The following is a 25,137-nucleotide window of genomic DNA, read 5'->3' on the forward strand; positions in this document are numbered from 1 at the left end:
TTCGGTCGGCGAGGATATCGACGACGGCGATGTGGGCTTAGGAGGCTGCAACGGGGTTGGGCGCCGCATAGCACACTCCGGGAGTCCGGCAGTATGAGGGATATCCCGCAATTGCGAACAAATTGAAGTAAGGGACCGATTTGCGACCGATATTATTAAAACGACCTTGAAGTATGGCTCAGCCGGCCGAAAACAATCATCGCTTGGGGCAAAGAGATGATCATTTTGAACCGGCTGGGCCTACTTCAATTTTTTATGCGCAAAAGTCTCCATCCCTGGCTGTTCATTTCTTAACACCAGCTAACCGTCGACTGAATTATCAGCAAAGACGACATCTGCGTTCTTAAAAACGCCGGATCACGAGTGATCCCGCTCAACTTAGTTAACGTCCCTAGCGGACTGTTGGCGACGAGGGCCACAGCCTTGGAATCGTGAATTGAACGAATCCGACGTCGAGAGACCAAAGAGCAGGAGCGTACCAAACTTGATATCTCAAGTAGCGTTACCGGGCAGTCCAACACCCTAGGACTGGATTCAACCGCAGGACCCAAGCGTTCTCATCGACGCTTACGCTTCTATTCTTCGAGAAGATTGATCACCAGGTTGTTGCGGTGAATCACGTTTTCGTAGGGGCGATGTCCTAGGATCGCTTCGATTTCGATATTGGAACGTCCGGCAATCAGCGACATCTCTTGGCTGCGGTAGTTGCAGAGTCCGCGAGCGATCTCTTGATCATCCGGGGACACCAAGCTTACCACATCGCCGTGTGAGAAGACGCCATCGACCCGAACGATGCCTACGGCCAACAGACTGCGTCCCTTATCGCGGATGGCTTCCACTGCACCTTCGTCCAAATGCAGTTTGCCTACGGAAACAGCGGCACTGCCGATCCAGCGACGACGCCCACGTAGGGTTCGCTTGGGGGGGATGAACAGTGTGCCGACGGACTTCCCAGCGAACACCTGGTCTAGGACATCGTCTTGCCGCCCAGGGCCGATGATGGTTGGGTGGCCGTGCGAATTAGCCAGTCGAGAAGCGCGCAGTTTCCCTTCCATGCCGCCTTTGCTGAACGCCGAAGCTTTGTCCTCGGCCATGGACATGACATCCCCGTCAAGATCGCGAACCATTTCGATCTTTTGGCTGCTATCGTCATCGGGGTGGCCATCATACAGCCCGCGAACGTCGGTTAGCAAAATCAGCAACGCATCGTTAAACAGACCAGCGACGTGGGCCGCCAACCGATCGTTGTCGCCAAACGTAGTTTTCAATTCGGCAACAGCAACCGAATCGTTTTCGTTGACGACGGCGATTGAGCCGAATTCATGAATCCCGGTGAGCGCGTTGCGAACGTGCAAGTATCCACTTCGGCGTCGCAGGTCGTTCTTTGTCAGCAGGACTTGGGCAACGTGGTAACCACGCTGGATCAAGGAGTGTTCATAGGCGCGGATCAGGTCGGTTTGCCCGATTGCTGCGACCGCCTGAAGTTTCGCGATTCCGACGGGGCGTGTGGGTAAGCCGAGTTTGGCCACGCCTGCACCGACGGCACCACTACTGACCATGATGACATGGCGTCCGGTATCGGCGATTCGGGCCAACTGTGCAGCCAGAATGTCGACCCGTTCCAGGTCCAGTTTGCCGTCGCTGGTTGTGAGCACCCGTGTGCCAACCTTGACGACCACACACTTGGTTTCGTCGATAATCTGTTGCCGAATGACTTCGTGTTTACCATCGAAGTCCGCATCCGTCGCGGGGGATCTAGAGGTCATCGCTTAAAGTTGCTTTGCACCAAACGTGTCACCGAGCGTGAGGTCGCCAGTCTTGAGACCCTTGCTGAACCAGCGAACGCGTTGTTCGCTGGTGCCATGGTTGAAGGTTTCTGGTTGAACGTAGCCTTTGCTGCGTTTTTGTAGTGTGTCGTCGCCGATCGCTTGAGCGGCCACCAGAGCCTCTTCGATATCGCCCGCTTCGATGATGTCGTGCATTCGATTGGCGTGGTGCAGCATCACACCAGCGAAGAAGTCGGCCTGCAATTCCAGACGCACCGAGTACTTGTTGTATTCCACCTCGGGGACCTGTTGCCGAATTTGGTCGACTTGGTCGGTGTAACCCAATAGCTTTTGCACGTGGTGTCCCACTTCGTGTGCAACGACGTAGGCCTGGGCGAAATCACCCGGGGCGCCGAGTTGCCGTGACAGTTGTTCAAAGAATGAAGTGTCTAAGTAGACCTTTTGGTCCGCTGGGCAGTAGAACGGACCGGTCCCACTGCTGGCCATGCCACACCCGCTGCGGACCTGATCTTTGAACAAAACCAGTACTGGCTTTTCATAATTCCGGTCATTGGCAGCAAAAAGTCGTGTCCAAACGTCTTCGGTATCGGCAAAAACCGTTTTCACGAAATCGCCCGCTTCTTTTTCGGCGGCCGTCAGTTCAACCCCCCCGGGGCCAGCTTGCTGCGCGGGTTGGTTCTGGCGTGCTTGTTGCAAGAACTGTTGTGGATTGCCACCCAAGAGACCGATAATGATTGCGATCACCACCACGCCTAAGCCACCACCCACGGCAGCCACGGGGCGTCCGAGCGTCCGCCGGTCTTCCACGTTGTCACTTTGTCGTCTGCCACGCCATCGCATCGGTCCGCTCCCGCTGAAATAATCGATCGTTCGAGCCTGAATTGTGCCAAACGGAGGCGCTGATCGGAAGGCGGCGATTTGTCAATCGACGGGTTTCTGGTCTAATGAATCGATTCAGCGTCTTCCCCGCCGCCCGTTTGCAGTGATTTCATGCAACTCCCCATTTATCAAAAAAACGAACTGAACGTCGCCACCCCTCCGGCGACCGCTACCGACCAAGACGCAGAGTCTGGCAAGCCACGGGGACAATATGCAGTCGTATCGCTTGGCTGCCCCAAGAATCTCGTTGACACCGAGCAAATGCTGGGACGTTTAGACGCCGATGGCTATCGGATGGTCGATTCCGTTGATGGAGCCGATTTCGTGGTCGTCAACACGTGCGCGTTTATCGATTCAGCCCGCGATGAATCGATGGCTGCGATTGACGAAATGTTGACGCTCAAACGCGAAGGCAAGCTTCGCAACGTTGTCGTCACCGGATGCTTGGCCGAACGGCAACAGGGCAAGTTGCTCGAAGACCGGCCGGACATCGATGCCTTGGTAGGCGTCTTTGGACGCAACGACATTGTTTCGGTCGTGGACGATCTGTATTCCGGATTGGAAGAACAACGCACCGTCTTCAAGCCGGCTGCGGTGAATCCGTTGTCCGATGCGATGCGGTCCGCTGTCACGCCGCGGCACTTTGCCTATTTGAAAATCAGCGAAGGTTGCGATCGGCTCTGCACCTTCTGTGCGATTCCCAAGATGCGTGGCAAGCACTTCAGCAAACCGATCGAGCAGATCGTCGATGAAGCCAAGCGGCTCGGCGATAGTGGCGTGCGTGAAATCGTTGTCGTGGCCCAAGACACAACCTATTACGGAATGGACCGCTACGGCAAACCACGCCTGACGGAACTCCTGCAGCAACTCGACCAAATCGATTCCGTCGACTGGATTCGCTTGATGTACTTCTATCCCATGTACATCGACGATGCGTTGATCGACACGATTGCGTCGGCCAAACGGATTGTGCCTTACATCGATATGCCGCTACAGCACGCCAGCGATTCGATGTTGAAACGGATGGCACGCAAGACGACTCGCAAGTTGCAAACCGAGATCGTTCACAAGCTTCGGGATCGAATTGATTCGCTGGTCATGCGTACGACGATGATCACGGGTTTCCCAGGTGAAACCGAAGACGACTTCCGTGAGTTGTTGGACTTTGTCGATGAATCCCAATTCGAAAACCTAGGCGTGTTCACGTACTCCATCGAAGAAGACACACCGGCGGCCCGCCTGCCCGACCGGGTCGATCCTGCCGTGGCGATTCGCCGGCGTGATGAATTGATGGCGCTGCAGCAAAGCATTGCCTTTGAGTGGAATGCCAGCCGAGTTGGCGGTGTGGAAGATGTCTTGATCGACGCTCCCATGCCTGAGCAAGAGGGTGTCTTCATCGGCCGAACACGAAACGAAGCTCCCGATGTCGACGGCTTGGTTTACGTGTCCCAGGTTAACGAAGACGCCCCAGTGGAAGTCGGCCAAATCCGTCCCTGTGAGATCGTCGCCTCCCAAGGCTATGACCTAGCCGCCGCCGCAGTGGAATAGTGCTGGCGGTAGCGAAATACTGCACAAGCAGCCGTTATGTTTCTTTCATGGGCGTCGAGCTCATGTATGTTGCAAACGACTGATATCCACTCTTTGCCCTAACTTGGCTTTGGTTTACCAATTCACGCGCCGAGGTTAGAGAGACCACTCCATGCGCAAGCTATGGGCTGTAGGATCTATCTGGTGGACGGGCTATAATCCCCCCCCAAGGAATTGCAGTTTACAAAAAGCAACTGATATTGATTGGGGTTAGAGGCGATGGAACTATTCGATGTGCTTACTCGCTTGGCATCGCGACTTGAATCACAGCGTGAGCTATTGGGTACGGAAGAAGCAACTAAAAATGCTGTCATCATGCCCATCATCAATGCGCTTGGGTACAACGTCTTTGATCCAACGGAGGTAATTCCCGAATTCACTGCTGATGTGGGAGTGAAAAAGGGAGAGAAGGTTGACTATGCAATCGTCCTCAACGGTGAACCTACGATTCTGATCGAGTGTAAAGGGATCAATACCAAGCTCGATTTTAAGCATGCGTCCCAGCTATACCGGTACTTCGGTGTTACCGCTGCTCGGTTTGCTGTGCTCACTAACGGTCAGCACTTCTGGTTTTACACTGATCTTGATTCGCCAAACAAAATGGACACAAAGGCGTTTTTTAAATTCGATCTAAACGATTTCGATGCTCGTGATGTAGCTGAGCTGAATAAATTCGGCAAGTTGGTGTTCAACCTGGAGAACATTCTTGCGAATGCGACTGAGTTGAAATTTACGCAACAACTCGGTTCTGTGCTTGCTTCCGAAGTTGAGTCACCGAGCGACGAACTGGTCAAGCATTTGACTTCAAAGATCTACGAAGGTCGTTTCACATCAGCCGTTTGCGAGCAATTTCGCCCTTTGGTCAAATCGGCTTTTCGCGACTTTATAAACGATAAGCTGAGTAGTCGTTTGAAATCTGCATTACAGGGCGTCGATATTGATACCGAGCAACCCAGCGATACTGGTGATAGAGATGAGCCAGATGATGGGATTGTCACGACTGCGGAGGAAGTTGAGGGCTTCCACATTGTCCGAGCTATCCTAGCCAAGCACCTGCCAATCAAGCGTGTCGTGATGCGGGACACTAAAAGCTATTGTGGTGTATTGCTGGATGACAACAACCGAAAACCAATCTGCAGGTTGCATTTCAATGGATCGCAAAAGTACATAGGCACTTTTGATGCAGAGAAAAACGAAACTCGAAATCCAATAGAGCGTTTAGAAGCAATCTACGACTTTGAAGATCAGCTTGTATCTTCCGTCGGTCGTTACGATGGCAATGGGGATTCGAAGCCAGTTTCTGATTCCGACGAATAGTCTTAGTAGCCACCAGGCTCCTTTGGAAAGAGAAAACGCCTTCGTCAAGAAATTGACTAGAGCGTTTTAGAAAAGGATGTAGGCGGTGTCCCGAGAATCCGGTGCTCTGAATTCTGTCGAATCCAGCTACAAAAACCAATCACGTAACGACCCAAAGTAGGCCGGATGAAGGAGGCTTTGCGACGCCCATCCGGCAGTCGCGTGAATGCCGGAACGTCGCTACGCTTGGTCCGGCCTACGAACCACAAACTGAATTCTGGCGAACCCAGCTACCGGGATCGGGCACGTTAAATCTCAAAATGCTCTAGACGTGGCTAAGCGTAATTGAACAACCGTCCCGAAAGCAGTTTCTTGAGACGGTTGTTCTCGATTGTGATCTTGCTTTCCTTGAATCGATTGATGGAAGTACGTGTTAGTGGCTGAGAGGTTAACCGCTTACTCCCACTGAGTTGCCGCGAAATCTAGGAAGTATTGCCAGTCTGTGGGGGACAGTTGATGGGCACCGCGGCGGATGTGGTATCCGGTCTTGCCGATGTGCCGTGGGGTCTCCAGTGCAGGCATTTGCAATTCGGTGATCGAGTTTTCGCCCAGCAGTCGGTAAACGGGTGCGGCAGCGACCACTGCGGCGTATTCGCCTTTGGGGTCGGCCCATAGGTCCAGGTCAGCACTGGCAACATAGACGGCTCGTGGGGCGATCAACGCTAGCAATTCATGTTGATCGATCGGTAGCTTGTCTTCGTGATCTGCGTAGGCGTTGAAGTTTTTGCTGAACCAGTGCGGGAATGCGGTGGTGATGCGGCTGACGGTTTCGCCGAAACGCCGGCGTGATAATGCTGCGCCGCCACAACCTGAATCGTTGCTGTAGGCGATCGAAAAGCGGGGGTCTTCGGCGGCTGCCCAGAGTGCCGTCTTGCCTGCGCGGGAATGTCCGGCGATCGCGGTCCGCGATGAGTCCACTTCAGGCTGGGCGATCAGGTAATCCAACACGCGACTGCCGCCCCATCCCCACGCGGACAGGCTTCGCCAAGCATCATCTTGGGGTGACTGACCGTTGGCGAAGAAGGAACGGATGCCGTTGGCGTAGCCGTCTTTACGGTCTGGGTCGACGTCGGATGTATGGAAGGCGGCGGTGGCGTATCCTTGTTCGATCAGTTTCTGTACCGGCCAAATGGGATCGCCTTGATCGGCAACGGTTTGAACTGAACTGGCGTGGCGATTGTTGATCAATACGATCGCCGGGGCCTTCCCCTTCGCTGAGTTTGGGATGAAAGCGGTAAACGGAAATTTGAACTCGCGGCCATCGATGGTGATGATGGCTTGCATGTCACGCCCGGTGGCGAGACCAGCGAATAGGTTGTCCTGTTCAGATAGTTTTTCGAAACGAACGGCATAATCCGTTTCGGGTCGGCGTCCATAGACCTCACGCCGGAACAGTTCGAGCAGTTCGTTACGTCGGCCTGTCTCCCATTCTTGATTTGACGTCACGGGGCTGCCGTCGGACATCTTAAGCGGATTGGGAAGAACGAAGCTCGGCACGTCGGCTTCATCGTAAATGAACTGCGGGTTCCGTTTGGAATCCTTGGCTACCTGTTCGGGATTGGCCTGCCATGGTGTTCCCGGTTGTTGCGCCGAAAGAGAGCTCAGTGTTGTGAGCATCAACCCGAACGCGATAAGCCGTGCAAAGAGGCTGTGTCGTGCGAGGACGCTAGGTTGGACGACGTGGGACTGGATGTGGGGCGTCATGTGAACTTTGGGTGGGTAGGTGGGGCAGGAAGGGGGGAGAGTTATTGCTAACCTCCAATGTCGGCGAGATGTCACAAAAGTTGTTGCCGGATTTCAGGCTTGTACTGGATCAGGAAGGCGGAATGCCCTGCTGAACGAGCACGATGGATCTCGCTGAGCTGATCAGGCGAACCGTGCGGCACGCTTCTGCTGAACGGTGGCTTGTTTGGCAACGCACCATGATATTGGCCCCAGAAAAGGATACTGGATCTAGGAAAGGGCCGCGTGAACCGGCATGCTGCCCCTGATGGACGCTCGGTCCGGACGACATCGCAGCCAAGATTTCAGTGGAAGCGAGTGGCTACGAGTATCGTCAAACGAGGCACGAGGTGGGAGCACGAAAGATGTGCTGGTGCCTTGTTGCCGCACGAGAGTGTGCGGCGTTAGCGAGTTTAAGAGAACTGCCGACTAAGCCATCTTGGCTTCGTAAGCTGAAATTTTGTCTTCGTGTTGAAGCGTTTCAGCAATGCTGTCGAGACCTTGAAGCAGTTTGTGCTTACGGCTCTGATCGACATCAAAGGATCGGTCAAAACCATGCCCGTCGCTGATCGTTTGATCTTCTAGATTAACGGTCAGTTGGTACGGGTTGCCCTTTGCTGCACGTTGGAACAATTCATCAACATCGGCTTCGCTCAGTGCGATGGGCAGGAGCCCATTGTTGAAGCAGTTGTTGAAGAAAATGTCGGCGAACGAAGGGGCGATCACGACACGGAACCCGTAATCGTCAAGTGCCCAAACAGCGTGTTCACGGCTGCTGCCGCTGCCGAAGTTATCGCGGGCGATCAGTACCGAGGCACCTTTGACGTTCACTCGGTTGAGTTCGAATTCCGGATTATCGGTTTTGCCGTCATCCAAAAAACGCCAGTCAAAGAACAGGAACTGACCGAAGCCAGTCCGTTCGATGCGTTTAAGGAATTGCTTGGGGATGATTTGGTCGGTGTCAACGTTGGCTCGATCGAGGGTCGCGACCACGCCGGTGTGGATGGTGAAGTTTTGCATGATGGAAGTGTGAAAGTGAGAAGCGGCGAAGGGCCACAGATACGGTTTACGTTCGTGGCCCTGAATTGTGGAACGACCGACGCCTTCTAGGCTCGGTAGTCCCAATCGCGGATGTCGACGAAGTGACCTTTGATCGCGGCTGCGGCAGCCATAGCGGGACTGACCAAGTGAGTCCGTCCGCCCTTGCCTTGGCGTCCTTCAAAGTTCCGATTGCTTGTGCTGGCACAACGCTCACCAGGTGCAAGCTTGTCGGGGTTCATTGCCAAGCACATGCTGCAACCCGCTTCTCGCCAGTCGAAACCTGCTTCGGTGAAGATCTTGTCGAGTCCTTCTTTCTCGGCTTGCGTTTTGACCTGACCGCTACCGGGCACGATCATCGCGCTGACCGTGTCGCTGCAGTGATGCCCCTTGATGACTGCTGCGGCGGCTCGCAAATCTTCGATTCGTGCGTTGGTGCACGAGCCGATGAAGACACGGTTGATTTCGATGTCGGTGATTGGCGTGCCCGCTTTCAGATCCATGTACTGTAGCGACAAAGCGATGGTCTTCTGTTCGTTGGGATCGCTCACCGAAGCTGGGTCGGGAACGGTCGCATCGACGCTGCACACTTGGCCGGGGTTGGTTCCCCAGGTGACTTGTGGGCGAATGTCGCTGCCTTGGTAGACGTTGCTGCGATCGTAAGAGGCGCCCTCGTCGGTTGGCAACTTTTTCCACTGCTCGACTGCAGCATCGAAGTCCTTAGGAGCTTCGGGACGGCCACGAAGGTAGTCGAACGTGGTTTGATCCGGTGCGATCATGCCGGCTCGAGCACCCGCTTCGATCGACATGTTGCAAACGGTCATTCGTTCTTCCATTGTCAACGCGCGAACGCAGTCGCCGGTGAACTCCAGAACGTAGCCGGTACCGCCCGCGGTTCCGATCTCGCCGATCAAATACAGGATCATGTCCTTGGCGGTTACGCCGCGTGGCAATTCGCCATCGACGCGCAGTTCAAACGTCTTGGGCTTAAATTGCAACAGCGTTTGCGTGGCCAAAACGTGTTCGACTTCGCTGGTACCGATACCGAAGGCGAGTGATCCGAAAGCACCGTGCGTCGCGGTGTGCGAGTCGCCGCATACGATCGTCATACCGGGTTGGGTGTAGCCATTTTCGGGGCCGATGACGTGAACGATTCCTTGGCGGACGTCGTCGATGTCAAACAAGCGAACGCCGAACTCTTTGCAATTGTTGCGAAGAGTGTCGATTTGTTTCTTGGCGATGGGGTCCGCGATCGGCAAGCTTCGGTCCGACGTGGGCACGTTGTGATCGGGCGTCGCGATGGTTCGCTCGGGGCGGCGAACGGGGCGGTTGTTGATCCGCAGTCCTTCGAACGCTTGTGGCGAGGTGACTTCGTGGACCAAGTGCAGGTCAATGTAGACAATCGCAGCTTCGTCCTTGGGGGCGTGGACGACGTGTTGGTCCCAGATTTTGTCCAGCAGGGTTTGCTTGCCAGAGACGGGAGCTGGGGAGCCGACGGGTGCGGGGGCCGTGGATGAGTCGGGCATCGAAGGGGGTGTCAATGTGGGAAATTGGGACGCGAGAACTGTTTCTCGCTACCCGCTCCACTGTCAACACTGGCCCGGTAAATGTCAACGGCTACGGAGGTAGCTATTGGGCAAATCACAACGCCGGGCGAAGAAAAAGGCGTGATTTGGGGCCTCGCAGCGTGGCAGCCAAGTCGGCGTATCTAGCGGCTTGGCTGGCCTCCCAAGCAAGCAGTTTGGATCTTCCAAACCGCTCAGCAATTTTAAGTCGTTGGGCCTAAACGGGCTCTTCGATGAATTCGCGGATTCGATCGGTCTGACCCGGGACGATGCGAGTGATGCTGACCTTGGTTCGGCGTAATTCTTCGATTTCGTCGATCAATTGGGTTAGCAGGTCAGCGACCTCCGAGCCGGCGTTTTCGCCAATATTCACCATCAACGCTTTTCGTGAGTTGTAGCTAAGGCCGCGGTTATTCATGTCAGAAGACTCCAAAATCGATCAAAAACAGAAAAAGTGGGACAACTGCGAGTTGTCGATGAGGCCCTCGGCGGCGTGCCTAACGCACGTATACCTATTGGGGCGACTGGGCAGTTTAACCCGGCCCGGTTTGCCTACAGCTGTAAATTTACTCAACCGTCACACTCTTCGCCAAATTGCGTGGCTTGTCGACATCACAACCCCGCAAAACCGCAATATGGTACGACAGTAATTGCAGCGGAATAACTGATACAATCGGCTGTAAGAACTCCGGAACTTCGGGAATCATGACGACATCGTCAGCGATTTTGCGAATTTCAGTATCATCGCTGCTGGCGATCGCGATTACGGGGCCGCCTCGAGCTTTGACTTCTTCCATGTTGGCCAGCACTTTGTCGTACGTTGTGCCGCGAGGCATGATGAAAATGCTGGGTGTGACCTTGTCGACCAGAGCAATGGGGCCGTGTTTCATCTCGGCCGCGGGATAGCCTTCGGCGTGGATGTAGCTGATTTCCTTCAGCTTCAGTGCCCCTTCCAGAGCGGTGGGGAAGTTGTACCGCCGGCCCAAGTACAGCACGTTGGTAGCGTTTTGGTACTTTTCAGCGACTTTCCGCACCTCGGCGTCGCAGGTCAGTGCCTGTTCTACGGCGGAGGGCAAACGCCGCAAATCTTCGATGATTCGGCCACCGGTTTCGAAACTCATGTGCCGCATACGACCGAAGTACAACGCTAGCATTGCTAAGACACAGCACTGACTGGTGAACGCTTTCGTACTGGCAACGCCGATTTCGGGGCCAGCATGCAGGTACACGCCGCCGTCGGATGCTTGGGCAATGGAGCTGCCGACGACATTGCAAATCGCGAGTGCTCGGTGACCTTTTCGCTTCGTTTCGTTCAAGGCGGCAAGCGTATCGGCCGTTTCACCACTTTGGGTGATTCCAAAGACGAGCGTATTGTTTTCGATCGGCGGATTGCGATACCGCAGCTCGCTGGCGTATTCCACGTTGACGGGAATCCGCGATAGTTCCTCAATCAGATATTCGCCCACCAGAGCCGAATGCCAACTCGTACCGCAGCCGGTCAGGATGATCCGTTCGACGCTACGGAGTTGTTGAGGCGTCAGATTCAAACCACCAAAGACCGCGGTTGCGTCTTGGTCGTTCAGTCGGCCACGCATCGCGTTACGAAGGGCATCGGGTTGTTCGTATATTTCCTTCAACATGTAGTGGTCGTAGCCGTTCATGCTGACTTCGCCAGAATCAGCTTCGAGCGGCTGAATATTGACGCGAACCTTGCCGCTGTCCCGGTGGAGCACCGAAAAACCGTCGGCCGTTAAGACAGCCAGTTGATGGTCGGCCATGTAGACGATGCGGTCGGTTCGTCCAGCGATGGGGGACGCGTCGGAGGCCACGAAATACTCGCCTCGGCCGACTCCGATCACCAAGGGGCTACCGAAACGAGCGGCGATCATGAAGCCGGGTTTGTCACGGAAGACAATCGCTAGCCCATAAGTGCCGCGCAATTGAGCAACCGCCCACTGCACCGCGGTCACGTAACGAGCATGCGGTTGGTCGTCGATTTCGGGCGTGTTTTTTAAGCCATCGGCGATTAGGTGAGCAATCACCTCGCTGTCGGTTAGCGATTTGAACTCGTAGCCTTTCTCGATCAGGCTGTCTTTCAAGACCTGGTAATTCTCGATGACCCCGTTGTGGACCAGCACGACTTCGCCGTCACCGCCTTGGTGAGGGTGAGCGTTTTCTTCCGTCGCGGGGCCGTGTGTTGCCCAGCGAGTGTGTCCCAGGCCCAGCGTGCCCGCTGGAGGCGTGCCGAGCCGGTCGGCGAGCGACTGGATGCGTCCGACCGAGCGCGTAACGGCGATTCCTGCTTCACCGAAGATCGCGACGCCAGCACTGTCGTAGCCGCGGTACTCCAGCCGACGGAGGCCATCGACCAGGAACTCTGCCGCGTCATCGGCACCGACGTATCCAACAATTCCACACATGATTTAGAACTTCAAGTTCGACCGAGTGAAGACCCAGAGAATGAAAAAAGCAGAGGTCGAATGCGGGGTATTCAACGCAGCGACAAGTCCCGGTGTCTCAATTCACGCCAGCGAAGTCAAGACGGGCGTGAAATTCAAGCGGATTTCGTGGCATTCGCTCCGCTGACCGACCACAATATTAGCATTGACTTTTAATTGCGGGTGGCAAGAATGACGGTGGACAAGGCTCCGCAAAGTGCCTCATACGGGCTGGTTTCTTCACGAAAACTACTCATTGGGTCGCCAAAAGAGACTTTTTGACCGAAAATCGCTGGATTACTTTGAAAATGCGGCGGGAGGTTGGGGGTCGATACGCATTTCCTTATTGAAGAGTTTGCCTGGTTTGGGCATTCTTTTCGGACACCTTTCCCGGTTAATATTGAATTTGGATGGATGGGACATGCCACGCTTTTGAGCGTGGTGACTTTTATTTTCATTTTTTACGTCAGACGGAACCTATGAACTTTTCACCGAGCACGCTCGCTCCCGAAAAGCCGAACAACGGCACGTCAAACGTTTCTGCGAAAGCGCAAGCTGCTCAAACGTCCGCGGGCATCGGCTCACAGACAGATACTACTGAAAATGCGGAGATTACCGACGAGCAACTCATTGCGAGATATCGCAAGAGTGCCGACCGGGCAATCTACGAAACACTCATGCGCCGATACGAACGCGAGATCTACGCGTATCTGCGACGCTATATGGGCAACGCCGAAATGGCTGAAGACGCGTTCCAAGGAACGTTTCTGCAGGTTCACCTCAAGTGCCATCAGTTCGATCCAGCAAGACGATTTCGTCCCTGGCTCTATGCGATCGCGACGAATCAAGCGATCGACGTTCAACGTCGCAACAAGCGGCACAAGATGGTGAGTTTGGATCGCCCCGCCGGTGGGCAAGACGACGATCGTGGTGGAAGTTGGTCTGAAAAACTGGTCGGTGCAGGCGCTGATCCGCTGGTCGAAGCTTCCCGCGAAGAAAACGGTCGCTGGGTTCACGAAGCTGTCGAGTCGCTTGGCGAACCGATGCAGCAGGTTGTGGAGTTGGTTTACTACCGCGGACTGAAGTACCGCGAGGCAGCCGACGTTCTCGGTATTCCTGTCGGGACGGTGAAGAGTCGTTTGCACGCAGCAGTGCATCGCCTGACTGGACTTTGGGACGACTCACACGAAGGTGTCCCGGAATAGCCGTACCGCGTAACGGTGAAGTTGGGCTGCAGCCCATTTGCCAATCAGCTACCTAAGCTCATTTCGAACCACCGCTTTTGACGGTGGTTTTTTTATGTCTTGGTAGTTTCGACGCACCGCGTCCAGCAACTTAACCCGGGGCAGAATGCCGCAACGAAGCCCTATTGTTTTGTGGTGCCGACTAGCCGATTCTCAATTCAGTTTTAGTGAGTTGCGCAACGAGCACTTGCGGATGCATTAACCTGTGTCGGTTGCACGATTGCAGTGCCAATCTCTTTTCATTTTCACCACTCCATCTTTCCTGCCCCTCAAGGAATCGCACGATGCCACAAGCCGCCGTCGCTACCGGTGAAGTCCGTCCCATTCGCAAGCTTCTGGTTGCTAACCGCAGTGAGATTGCAACTCGGGTATTTCGCTCGGCCACGGAGTTGGGAATCAAGACGGTCGCGATTTATTCGCACGAAGATCGGTACGCTTTGCATCGGTTTAAAGCGGACGAGGCATACCAGATCGGCGAGCCAGGCGAGCCGATTCGTTCTTATTTGAACATTGACGCGATTGTCGAAATTTGCAAAGTGCACGGCGTCGATGCTGTGCACCCGGGTTACGGTTTCCTGTCAGAAAACCCTGACTTTGCCAAGGCGCTTGAGGACGCTGGAATCTTGTTTGTCGGTCCCAGTGAGCGGTCTTTGCGTGACCTTGGTGATAAGACCAGTGCACGGCATTTGGCCCAAGTTGCTGGCGTGCCTGTGTTAGGCGGTACGGCGCAGGCGGTGACCTCACTGCACGATGCTGAACGTGCAGCCGAAGATCTTGGTTTTCCAATCATGTTGAAGGCGGCTAAGGGCGGTGGTGGTCGCGGCATGCGTGTCGTGATGTCGCCCGATGAATTGGCTTCGTCTTTGGAAGCCGCCCAGCGTGAGGCGAAGACCGCCTTCGGTAGCGACGAGGTTTTTCTAGAGAAGTTCGTCAGGCGTGCTCGGCACCTTGAAGTGCAACTTCTGGGTGACCGACATGGAAACCTGGTGCATCTTTACGAGCGAGATTGCAGCGTTCAGCGACGTCACCAGAAAGTGGTTGAGTTGGCTCCGGCGCCCAATCTGTCGCCTGAGATGCGAGCGGATATTTGCGCCGCGGCGATCAAAATCGGCAAGGCTGTCGGGCTGCAAGAAGGTGGCGGTGAATCGAAAGGATACGAGAATGCAGGTACCGTCGAGTTCTTATTGGACGTCGACGACAATCGGTTCTACTTCATTGAAGTCAACCCGCGAATTCAGGTGGAGCATACCGTGACCGAAGAGGTCACGGGGATCGACATTGTGCGTAATCAGATTTTGGTTGCCCAAGGTCACCGTTTGGATAGCGATATCGTCGGTTTGAAGTCACAAGACGAAATTCGTACAAGTGGCTTTGCGATGCAGTGCCGGGTCACGACGGAGGATCCCGCATCGGACTTCCGTCCCGATTATGGTCGGATTAGTCACTACCGTAGTGCGGCGGGTTTGGGCATTCGATTGGATGCTGGCAGCGCTTACAGCGGCGCGGTCGTCAATCCATTTTACGATTCCATGTTGGTGAAAGTGACCGCGCGAGCTCCCACGCTGGAATCGGCTGCGTCGCGAATGGATCGAGTTCTGCAAGAGTTCCGTGTGCGGGGTGTGAAGACCAACATTCCGTTTTTGTTGAAGCTGGTTAACCATCCAACCTTTTTGGCCGGTGAGGCGACGACTCGGCTGATCGATACGACGCCTGAATTGTTCCGTTTACCACGACGACGGGACCGAGCGACGAAGCTGCTGACCTATTTAGGCGAAACGATTGTTAACGGGAATTCGCTGGTGGCGGGACGCCCGGTTTCGACCCGCACCACGCCAGCACCTGTACCCAAGTTTAAACTCGCCGAAAAGCCACCACGCGGAACGGCTGACATTTTCCGAGAGGAAGGTGTAGACGGGTTGGTCAAATGGATCGGCCAGCAGAAAGGCTTGTTGATCACCGACACCACGATGCGTGATGCTCACCAATCCTTGTTGGCAACACGAGTGCGTACCCATGACATGTTGCAGATCGCACCGGCATATGCCCATTTAGCACCCCAATTGTTTTCACTAGAGATGTGGGGCGGTGCCACGTTCGATACCTCGATGCGGTTCTTGCGTGAATCACCTTGGCAACGGTTGGCGGATCTACGTGCTGCGGTGCCCAATATCTTGACTCAAATGTTGCTTCGGGCAAGCAACGCGGTGGGATATACCAACTACCCCGATAACGTTGTTCGTTTGTTCGTGCGTGAAGCGGTGCAAGCGGGGATGGATATCTTCCGTGTGTTTGATGCGTTGAACTGGGAAGAGAACATGCGTGTCGCGATGGATGCGGTACTGGCCGAAGGTGGCATTTGTGAAGCATCCATTTGTTACACCGGTGATTTGCAAAACCCTGGCCGAACGAAGTATGGCCTGAAGTACTACGTTGAGCTTGCGAAGAAACTGGAAGCCGGTGGCGCCCATTTGCTGGCGATTAAAGACATGGCTGGTTTGCTGAAACCGCAAGCCGCCATCACGCTGATGCGAGCGCTTCGGCAAGAGGTTGGTTTGCCGATCCATTTGCACACTCACGACACCGCGGGCATCCAAGCGTCCACGCTTCTGGCGGCGGCGGGGGAAGGTTTGCAAATTGCTGACGCTGCATTGGCACCGCTGTCCGGTGGTACCAGCCAAGTGAACCTAAACACGTTGGTTGAAGCACTGCGGTACACCGATCGTGAATCGTCGCTGGATGGCGATACCCTGACGCAGTTGGCTACCTATTGGCAAGCGGCTCGTGAGTTCTATCGTCCCTTCGAATCGGACGTGTTACCGGCGACGGGTGACTTGTATGAACACGAAATGCCGGGCGGGCAATACACGAACTTGTATCAGCAAGCACGTGCACTCGGCCTTTCGGATCGCTGGGCGGGCGTGTGCCGAGCTTACGCGGAAGTCAACGAGTTGTTTGGCGACATCGTGAAGGTCACGCCGACCAGTAAGGCGGTTGGTGACATGGCGTTGTTCTTGGTTGCGAACGAAATGTCGGCAAAGGATGTGCTGACCAGCGACAAACAACTCGCGTTCCCCGCCAGTGTGCTGGATTTGATTGGCGGTCGGATGGGCCAGCCGCCGGGCGGTTTCCCAGCCAAAGTCTCCGAGATCATCTTAGGCGGCGAGGAACCGTTGTTGGTTCGTCCAGGTTCGACGATGCCGGATGCGGATATCGAGGCGGCAAAGGCGAAAGCTGCCGAGATGACTAAGGAACAACCTAGCGATCGTGACGCGGTGACCTACCTGCTTTATCCGAAGGTGTTCGAAGAGTTCTGTGCACATCGTGAAAAGTATGGCGATGTGGATGCTTTGCCAACGCCAAACTTCTTGTACGGGCAAGAGCCTGGTGATGAAATCGCGGTCGACATCGAGCCTGGGAAGCGATTGATCGTCAAGTTCTTAGCCGTTGGACAGCCTTATCCCAATGGGGCCCGGACGGTGTTCTTCGAACTGAACGGCCAACCGCGGGAAGTCGAAGTCATTGACCGGTCGCTTGATGTCGATGTGAAAGCGGCGATGAAGGCAGACCCCAGTGATGTAAGCCATGTATCGGCATCTATGCCGGGAATGGTGATCACGGTCACCGCGGCGGAAGGCGAGAAGGTTAAGGCGGGCCAGAAGTTGTTGGTTCTTGAAGCGATGAAGATGGAGACGACCATCAATGCACCCGCCGATGGGACTTTGAAAAAGGTGTACACACCGCCGGGGACTCAAGTCGAAGCCGGTGACCTATTGGCCATCGTAGAATAGACATAAGAGTCACTGACCAATCTCTGGAGATCATAGCGATGGATACACAGCAGCTTACTTGGCAAGCATTGGCCAGTGCATTATCGGATTCGGTAATCATGGTCCGCGAGGATGCCTCGATCTTTTTCGCGAACGACTTTGCCTGCCAAAGCCTGGGGTACACGCTTGATGAGATGATCACCATGCGGGTGCCCGATATCAGCCCGACTTATCAAGAGTCGACCTGGAGTGACGTTTGGAAGCGATTTCGAGACTCGGGTACGGTGCGGTTTGAGTCGCGGCATTTACACCGAGATGGACATGAGTTTCCAGTGTTGGTGAACACGACGTTTAACGACCAAGCGTTTGACTTTCCGTTCATCATTGCGCACGTCAAGGATGTGTCCGAACCGGTTGTTAATCGCCAGCGTTTGCAGTTGGCTGTGCAGTCGGCCAAGGTCGGCTTTTGGGACATGAACGTCAACGATAATCATATCTATGTGTCGCCGGAGCTATGCGATCAGTTAGGGCTGCCTCATGATGCAGATTGGAATCTGCAAACGTGGATCGATTTGCTGCATCCGGATGACCGCAGCAAGGCGATCGACCACGCTCAAAACTTCTTGAACGGCCAAGATGAGAATTACATTAGCTGGTTTCGATTGCGACATGCTGATGGGACCTATCGCTGGATCGAATCACGTGGTTGCTATGTCCGAAACGAGCATGGTGAGTTAATGCGTTTCATGGGGACACATCTGGATATCACGGCCCAAAAGGCGATCGAAAATGAGGTGCGACGAAACCTCAAGGCAACCGAGGTCGTCAAGCGATCGTTGCAACGCAGCAACGATGATCTTGAGCAGTTTGCATACGTGGCTTCTCACGACTTGCGGGCCCCGCTGCGTGGTCTGAAGCATTTGAACGACTGGATTCGCGAAGATATCGCTGACGCTTCGCTGGAACTACCAGAGTCGATTTCAGAACACCTCAGGAAGATGGAAGATCAGGTTCGCCGGATGGACTCGTTGCTGGCAGGACTGTTGGAATATTCGCGGGTTGGGCAACGTCAGCATATGCAACGGGAAGTTAACCTGAGCGAGATCCTCGATGATGCGGTCAAAATGGCGGGGGTTCCGAAAGGTTTCCGTGTGATCTATCCGGAACACACTCCGACTTGTGTCACCGTTCAAGAGATCCTGCAGCGAGTCTTGCAAAACTTGGTTGACAACGCTGTTAAACACCATGACCGCGAGACCGGCACGATCAAGATTGAATGTGTTGAAGGCGAAGACGAGTTTGTGTTCAGCGTCATTGATGACGGCCCAGGGATCGAAAGCAAGTTTCGCGGCCGGATTTTTGAGATCTTTCAGACGCTGCAAAAGTCGAAGGATCAGGGCACGACAAGTGGGTTAGGGCTGACCATTGTCAACAAACTGCTCAGCAATGTTGGGGGGGCGATCGAGGTCTTGGATGCTAAACCGAGGGGGGCAGAGTTCCGATTTGTCTGGCCAAAGCAGTTGGAACTGTCTGAACCGGTAAACCCAGACAAATTTCCCACAACGTAAAGTCTCACTGTCCGGCACGATTGGCCGCACCCATGACGGTCATTGGCGAATTTCGGGGTTGGAATCTTCACGAACAACCGCGCCGAAGGTTAGCGTATGCGTCTCTTGATGGAGTAACTCCTTCCTCTTAAGTAGACGCTGATGACCCACGAAGAATTTGACGCATCCGATTCCGATCCCGAAGGTGGAATCCCCGACACCGAGACAGCTTCCGTGTCAACGCACGCACGTTTTGATCCGGCGGATTTGACGAACAGCGATTCAAGCGTTGAAAATTTGGATGCTGAAGTCTCGAGTGCCAGCGAAGTCTCCGTTTCCAGCGAAGTTTATGACGACATCGGCGATGAAGATGACATCCCCGCACCGGTCAACCGCATTGATGCCGTCGCCGAAACGACTCTCGAACCCGCCGATTCAGCAGACGTTGACGCCGAACCGGTCGATGACTCATTCGTTGACAGTGTCAGCGAAGCTCCTGTCGCAGAGATCGCGGGTCTAGATTCTTCGTCCGATGAGATGACTTCCGGTGGCTTCCAGCCTGCAGGTTCTGAAGAAGAGCTTCTGGAACTTCAACAACCGTTTGTTGGCCGCTGGAACACGTTGATCAGCACCACGAACTGGGAAAAAGGCCGAATCATTAGCCAGTGGCGTGATGCCTTGATCGAAGCGGGAGCACCCGCCACTGAGTATTCCGATGAAGCTTGGGCATCGCGTGTGGGTGGCGTTACATCGCCGCACGTGGGGCGGTTGCGTCGCGTGCATGATCGTTTCGGCGATCAAGCCAAGACGTACGAGTCGTTGTACTGGAGTCACTTTCTGGCCGCGCTGGATTGGGACGACGCAGCACTTTGGCTTCAAGGTGCAGTCGAAGAAAAGTGGTCGGTCTCGCAAATGCGAGAGCAACGTTGGAAGACGAATGGCGAAGTCGAATCGGATCGCCCCAATGGTAGCCAGATCGTTGAAGTCGATCTTGATGAAGACACCCCGGACCTAGGTGCGGCTCCAGCACAAGGTGAAACGACGCGGGACTATGACGGTGACACCGACGGCATCGCATCTGGACCAGCTTATGAAGCACCCGACTTCGGCGATGAAAGCGAACTCGCTACGATGCCCGAAGGCAACAACATGAATGACGCCAATGGCGGCGACGAGGGTGGGATCGCGACCGATACCAAGGTTTCACCGACACAACCGTTCGCGGGTTTGCCTGAACTTCCCGACGATATGGCCGATGCGATCGAATCGCTGAAGCTGAGTATCTTGCGTCACAAATCCGCTGGGTTTGAAGAGCTAAAGCCAGAAACGATTCGTCTCTATCTTGAAGCGGTCGCAATGCTGATCGAACAGTAGCGTCGATCGAACACGAACACCGAGAAGGCTCTTATCTTGCGGCCGCCTTCTCGGTTGGCACGCTGTGGCCAGCTAGCCTGCTTCCTCACTAAAAGCTGGCGACTTTTGGCGACCTTGGATCTGCACCGATAAAGCAAGTCGCTTAAATCGGTTTTTTGGGTTGATAACCCTGGCTGCGTTCCTCGTCATACACCCGCTCACCATCGCGACGTGCGTTACTGCGAGCTCGCGGGTCCCAATTCTTCATGTCGCCTTCTAAGACTATATGATGAACATCTTCGATCGATACATTGTTCAGTGCGGCAATCTGCTGAACTGAATTTTCGTAAGTGGCATCCAGCATCGCCTCAAGGTTCTTTCGCATGCCGCCACCGGGAACCAGCAGTTGCTTTTCGGTTGTCATTCGAGCGGTGATCCGCATGTCATCGTAGATTCGACGTCGGCGTTGTTCAGGAATATTGACGATCGTCAGCGAAGCCAGTTCCTGTTCCGTTGGCTCGTGCAGGACAGGTGTCGTCGATTTGGGATTCTTGCTTTCCAGTTCCGAATTGCTGGGCGTGACCACCAGATAACCGACTAAGGTCAGCAGGGTCATCAAGGCAAATGCACCACCAACGGCAAGGTAGATCATCGTTAGATCGTCGGTAGCCTTACCGTTGTCGGCCTGGCTGTTCGGATCAACGGAAGTATCTGATGACGCATTCCCGGACGAAGTGTCAACTGCATCGGGGACGCCTTGAGCGGCCGCAAATACCTTTGTGCAGGAGGGACAGCGCACGTTTAGCATGGCTGCAGGTGCGTTGATCTTAGTTTTGCACTCGGGGCATGAAAGCGAACGGATCGTCATCGTGACAACTTAGATGGCGAGATTCAATTGACGGGCAACAACGATGCTGTCAGCGACGCGACCAAGGGCAGCATTTGCTGTTGTTGTTGAGAAATTGCTGCGGCACGACGGCCGGTCAATCCATGGTGTTCCATGTGTTGAAGTTCATTGGAAAGTGACTCCCATGCCGAGGCCAGTTCACCGACGGATCGCTGTAGTCCGGACACCGGTTGGCCGGCATCAAGTTGAGAGTGAATGGAGCGAGCGAGTCGATAGACCTCATTGCAACTGGTCAATATGGACTGCGCGTAGCTAGCGGGTTGAATGTATCGGGTTTGGCGTTGAAGGTCCGCGTGCAAGTACTGAGCCGCTCCTTCCAATGCAGCCGCATCGGCCATCCATTGTTCGCGATAGCGGTTGCGTGGGTCGCCAAGTTGGATGGTGTCGTCATCGTTTGAGTTGGAGCCAAGCACAATCCCTGGCCGACGACGCGGTGGCGCCGGCATCCATAACAAGGCATAGGTTTCATCACCGCACTGACCGACCCGAGCTAAACGACGGTCAAGAACAGGATCGCGGAAGACTGCAACTTCTTCGGCAAACGCTTGCCACTGGTCAACGAATTGAGTGTAGTCGGTAACGATCTGTTCGTATTGAATCGTTTCGACGGTGTCTGCTTTCTCCAAGATCGCTTGACGTAACAGGCGTGCTTGGTGCGTCAGTTCGCGGGAACGTTCAATCGGCATGCGAGCGGTGGGTAGGTCATCGATCAACGCCTGGATATAGGTCGCCGCAATCACCATTTGATCGTGCAGTCCGTGTCGATCAAATTGAGGAATGATTGAGCATGCCTTAGATAACGTCCGACAAAGCATATCGCACTTAGCGACCTGGGCTCGCAATCCGGAGTCGCGGCCGGGAAGCGATCGGATCCGGAAGCTAACCTCGTGATAGTGTTGATCAATCGCTCGATAATCATTTTGGATCTCATCGAGGGATCCAATGGATTGACTGCGTGCCACAAGTGCTTCGGTTTCGGCGTGGATTCGATAGAGTTCGGGCAATAGCAGTCGTAGTTCATTCACCTCTTGTCGGTCACGGCTTGTACGTGCTTTTGACTGAACGTCCCGCAGAAGCTCCGCTAGCTCATTTTGAAACCTGCGAGCGTCCACCGTGAAAGCACGAACTGAACTGGATTGCCGTCCGCGGTTTCTTGGATCAAACGTTTCCGATCGGTTTGGCGTTCGCCGGTCGGACCCTTGATCGCGACGTTGTGTTTCGATCCGAATGCTTGGTTCGGCCGGGTCGTGCTGATGTTGTGGGTTGGTTTGTCTAGGTGGGGATGATGGACGAGCCGGACCCAATGGGCCCGCAGGAAAACCACCGGGCGTTGCATTGGGGGCTGAGTTTCGGGGCGAATCGTCAGAAGGACGGGAAGGAGCCTTCGGAGGCGTTGGATTTCCTTGCTTTTGCGCTTCCTGCATTTGTTTTTCGGCGATCGACCGAAACAGGCTTTCCAGGAACGAGCCACGTTGTGCCGATGCGGTGGGTGCTGTCCCAAATACACATAAACCCAACATGACGAACAGAACGAGCAATTGTTGTGGCCGGAACAACCGTTCACATGGCGATAGAAGTCGCAACACGGACGAAAGATGTCGAAACATAACAATGCCTATTCATGTGGGGAGAATCACGTCTTCACTTAGTCTAACAACTTCTAACGGTCATCAAGACCAAGCCGTCGTAGTCTTATGCTCTCTTCCGATCCATCTTCACGAAATCCTAAAACAGCATCGCTGCGGCGATATGCGTTTCGGATCGAAAAAGATCGCGTGTTGCTGGCGGTTGGGAAAATAGGTGATGGTGATGACGTTACGATTGAGGTGGATTGCTGTTATCTAAATCAGCAAGTTACGGTCGACATCGAATCGGAAGAGGCGGATTCGTCCTCGACATCGGTGTCGGATTGGTTGATTGGCGAGGGAAATAGCCGTCTTTGTGCGGCAATTGAAACGCTCAAAAATCGCCATCAGATTGGCAGCGAAGAAGTCGCGGTTTCATTAAGCGGCGACTTCTGTGTGACACGCATTTCGACTGGAACGATTGAACAAGTCGACCAGGAGTTGGATGCGCTTGCGGGGCGAATCCCGCGTTATCTGCAACTGGGGCCTGGCGGAAAGCTGACCGGGCAGATTCGAGACGAACTCAACCCCGGAATCGAACACGCTTTAACGGCGGTTGGAAACCTGACTCGATTGCAAACGCTTTACGACGCGTTTGAAGCATGCGATGTTCGGGTGGCGTGGATTGAGCCTTCATTGGTTAGCATCGCTAGGCTGATCGGCGAGCTCGGGATCGACGAGGAACATCCTGTGTTGGTGGCCGACTCGTATGGTCAATCATGGGAAGTGGGCATCACTCATCAAGGGCGTCTGCTACTCGACTACCGTCCTGCGGCGGCTCACGATGCGAAGACGTTTGCCAACGCGATCGTCGAACACTTGTCGCGTTTGCGTCGGTTTTGTCAGCGTCACCGCGGGATCGATTACAGCGAATTGAACGTGTTGTATGTGGGCGGTCCAGCGGAAAAGGTCGACCCGGTACTGCAGCACTTCAGTGATGTCGCAGTCCAGGATGATTACGGCTTGCGCACTTTGCCGTTGGCGATTTCCGATTCCATGATGACGATCGAAGCCACTGACGAGTTACAGAGTGATGCGATAGCAGCAACCGCGGCTTTGTTGCCCCTGATCCGTCCCGATTCGCAACAATTGCCGCCGGACTTACTTCAGACTATCCGTCGAAAGAAACATCAGGGCGGTTTGAAATGGATCGCCTTGACATGGTGGCCGGCAATTGCCGCAACGGTTCTGTTTGTGGGGCTTCAGGTTTGGGTGAGTGGTTTGCAGGCTGAAGCGGATCAGCGACATCTGCAACGAGAGTATGTTGAGAACCAGCTTCGAGCTAATCGCGTGCGTGTTGCTTCGTTGCAATCGGACCGACGTTGGGTCGATCACCTCAAAACGATTTCCGAAAAAACAGTGTCGCCACCGATGGCCGACTTAACGATGGAAATCACCCAGTGCCTCCCACCTCGTTCGGTTTTGCAATCAATCCAAGTCGAATCCGAACGCGACATTTTGTTGACCGGATCGACATCACAAGAAGCGGAAATCTACGAGATCGTCGGCTACCTACGTCACTTGCCTGGGATCCATCAGGTGGCATTGTTAGGGACCATGATCGGAACCAGCCAAGAGCAATCGCAGTTCAATATTCGCTTGTCATGGAAGCCAGCGGCTAGCGAAAATCAACCACAACTCGAAAGCCAGGAGTTGTCAGATGAATAAGCCAAATGATCGAGTCATTCGATCGCTTGTTGCCGGTGGAAGTTTGGTGGTGCTAGTCACTTTGGGTTTGCCAATGTTGAGCCAGGGCAGAAAGCTAAGTGCCGACCTGAAAGCTTTCGCGGAACTTGAGCAAGAATTTGAATCCACTCAGCAACGCAATCGACGTTTGAGCCGAATCGAAGAAAAACTACACACCCAGAAAGAAGTTCTGATCAACCAAAACGTGACTCCGAAACAAATCAGCGGGGTTCGAGATGAGCTTATCGCGATCGTGCGACAGCATGGTGGCAGTTTGCGTTCGCTTGAAATTCAAGACGGTCAAAGTCGAATTTGGGGTGCCAGCAATGATGATCCCCATAATCGAGATCGTCCTGAAATCGGAATGGAGTCGGAGTTTGAACTTCATTCCCACTCCGTTTCGCTCGCGGTGACCGGGTCACTGAAAGCGGCCCTCGCCATCACTCGAACGCTTAGCGATAGCCACTGGTTGATGAGCATTGAGACAATGGATCTGAAGCCCAGCAACAGTACCAGCAGGATGGTGAGTTTGGAATTGAATCTGACGCTTTTTGGACTGACCCTCGCGCCGGAGCCAACCGAGGAGCAGTTTGCTTCGCTGTGACAGAGATGCAGTTCATCCAAATTATCTTTTCA

General features: G+C 54.4%; 17 protein-coding genes. 8 read left to right on the forward strand and 9 right to left on the reverse strand.

Going from position 1 to position 25,137, the window contains the following annotated elements; all coding sequences use genetic code 11:
- Positions 1–575: 575 nt before the first annotated feature.
- Positions 576–1,766 (reverse strand): glutamate 5-kinase, encoded by a 1,191-nt coding sequence (gene proB / locus ACR3ZL_RS02295; protein ID WP_486173184.1) that lies wholly within the window; start codon positions 1,764–1,766, stop codon positions 576–578.
- A gap of 3 nt (positions 1,767–1,769) precedes the next feature.
- A complete protein-coding gene (ypfJ, locus tag ACR3ZL_RS02300) occupies positions 1,770–2,627 on the reverse strand; it encodes a KPN_02809 family neutral zinc metallopeptidase (RefSeq protein WP_473649495.1) in 858 nt (285 codons plus the stop codon).
- Positions 2,628–2,777: 150 nt separating this feature from the next.
- Between ypfJ and rimO the strand changes: the two genes are divergently transcribed.
- On the forward strand, positions 2,778–4,214 hold the full coding sequence (gene rimO, locus ACR3ZL_RS02305; protein ID WP_473649494.1) for a 30S ribosomal protein S12 methylthiotransferase RimO: 1,437 nt from the start codon (positions 2,778–2,780) through the stop codon (positions 4,212–4,214).
- 258 nt (positions 4,215–4,472) lie between these two features.
- A complete protein-coding gene (locus ACR3ZL_RS02310) occupies positions 4,473–5,570 on the forward strand; it encodes a type I restriction endonuclease (RefSeq protein WP_473649493.1) in 1,098 nt (365 codons plus the stop codon).
- 435 nt (positions 5,571–6,005) lie between these two features.
- Here the strand turns inward: ACR3ZL_RS02310 and ACR3ZL_RS02315 are convergent, their stop codons facing one another.
- The 5 genes from ACR3ZL_RS02315 to glmS all read right to left on the reverse strand — a co-directional run bounded on the left by ACR3ZL_RS02315 (position 6,006) and on the right by glmS (position 12,354).
- Positions 6,006–7,313: a glucuronyl esterase domain-containing protein gene (locus tag ACR3ZL_RS02315; RefSeq protein WP_473649492.1), complete on the reverse strand. Its 1,308-nt coding sequence runs from the start codon at positions 7,311–7,313 to the stop codon at positions 6,006–6,008.
- Positions 7,314–7,760: 447 nt separating this feature from the next.
- Positions 7,761–8,351: a 3-isopropylmalate dehydratase small subunit gene (leuD, locus tag ACR3ZL_RS02320; RefSeq protein WP_473649491.1), complete on the reverse strand. Its 591-nt coding sequence runs from the start codon at positions 8,349–8,351 to the stop codon at positions 7,761–7,763.
- 86 nt (positions 8,352–8,437) lie between these two features.
- Positions 8,438–9,895, reverse strand: coding sequence for a 3-isopropylmalate dehydratase large subunit (leuC, locus tag ACR3ZL_RS02325; protein WP_473649490.1), 1,458 nt, complete (start codon positions 9,893–9,895; stop codon positions 8,438–8,440).
- A 256-nt stretch (positions 9,896–10,151) separates the two neighbouring features.
- Positions 10,152–10,352 carry a hypothetical protein gene (locus ACR3ZL_RS02330; RefSeq protein WP_473649489.1) on the reverse strand — a complete coding sequence of 67 codons (201 nt, stop codon included), beginning with the start codon at positions 10,350–10,352 and terminating at the stop codon, positions 10,152–10,154.
- 148 nt (positions 10,353–10,500) lie between these two features.
- Positions 10,501–12,354, reverse strand: coding sequence for a glutamine--fructose-6-phosphate transaminase (isomerizing) (gene glmS / locus ACR3ZL_RS02335; protein ID WP_473649488.1), 1,854 nt, complete (start codon positions 12,352–12,354; stop codon positions 10,501–10,503).
- Positions 12,355–12,851: 497 nt separating this feature from the next.
- Between glmS and ACR3ZL_RS02340 the strand changes: the two genes are divergently transcribed.
- From ACR3ZL_RS02340 to ACR3ZL_RS02355, 4 genes are all read left to right on the forward strand, one after another.
- Positions 12,852–13,577 (forward strand): RNA polymerase sigma factor, encoded by a 726-nt coding sequence (locus ACR3ZL_RS02340; protein ID WP_473649487.1) that lies wholly within the window; start codon positions 12,852–12,854, stop codon positions 13,575–13,577.
- Positions 13,578–13,900: 323 nt separating this feature from the next.
- Complete coding sequence (locus ACR3ZL_RS02345) at positions 13,901–17,404, forward strand: pyruvate carboxylase (protein WP_473649486.1); 3,504 nt, start codon at positions 13,901–13,903, stop codon at positions 17,402–17,404.
- 38 nt (positions 17,405–17,442) lie between these two features.
- A complete protein-coding gene (locus ACR3ZL_RS02350; RefSeq protein WP_473649485.1) occupies positions 17,443–18,951 on the forward strand; it encodes a sensor histidine kinase in 1,509 nt (502 codons plus the stop codon).
- A 141-nt stretch (positions 18,952–19,092) separates the two neighbouring features.
- Positions 19,093–20,304 carry a hypothetical protein gene (locus ACR3ZL_RS02355; RefSeq protein WP_473649484.1) on the forward strand — a complete coding sequence of 404 codons (1,212 nt, stop codon included), beginning with the start codon at positions 19,093–19,095 and terminating at the stop codon, positions 20,302–20,304.
- A gap of 142 nt (positions 20,305–20,446) precedes the next feature.
- Here the strand turns inward: ACR3ZL_RS02355 and ACR3ZL_RS02360 are convergent, their stop codons facing one another.
- Both ACR3ZL_RS02360 and ACR3ZL_RS02365 read right to left on the reverse strand, forming a co-directional pair.
- Entirely contained in the window at positions 20,447–21,091 is a 645-nt protein-coding gene (locus ACR3ZL_RS02360; protein WP_486173185.1) for a hypothetical protein, read from the reverse strand.
- Between the two features lie 83 nt (positions 21,092–21,174).
- On the reverse strand, positions 21,175–22,797 hold the full coding sequence (locus tag ACR3ZL_RS02365; RefSeq protein ID WP_473649482.1) for a hypothetical protein: 1,623 nt from the start codon (positions 22,795–22,797) through the stop codon (positions 21,175–21,177).
- An 87-nt stretch (positions 22,798–22,884) separates the two neighbouring features.
- Here ACR3ZL_RS02365 and ACR3ZL_RS02370 point away from each other — a divergent pair, with 87 nt between their 5' ends.
- Together ACR3ZL_RS02370 and ACR3ZL_RS02375 are read left to right on the forward strand one after the other, a co-directional pair.
- On the forward strand, positions 22,885–24,483 hold the full coding sequence (locus ACR3ZL_RS02370) for a hypothetical protein (RefSeq protein WP_473649481.1): 1,599 nt from the start codon (positions 22,885–22,887) through the stop codon (positions 24,481–24,483).
- The gene (locus ACR3ZL_RS02375) at positions 24,476–25,105 is read left to right on the forward strand and encodes a hypothetical protein (RefSeq protein WP_473649480.1); all 630 of its coding nucleotides are present in this window, start codon (positions 24,476–24,478) and stop codon (positions 25,103–25,105) included. The genes ACR3ZL_RS02370 and ACR3ZL_RS02375 overlap by 8 nt, the downstream gene beginning before the upstream one ends.
- The last annotated feature ends 32 nt before the right edge of the window (positions 25,106–25,137 follow it).

It is taken from the genome of Rhodopirellula sp. J20-39 (genome assembly GCF_057365095.1).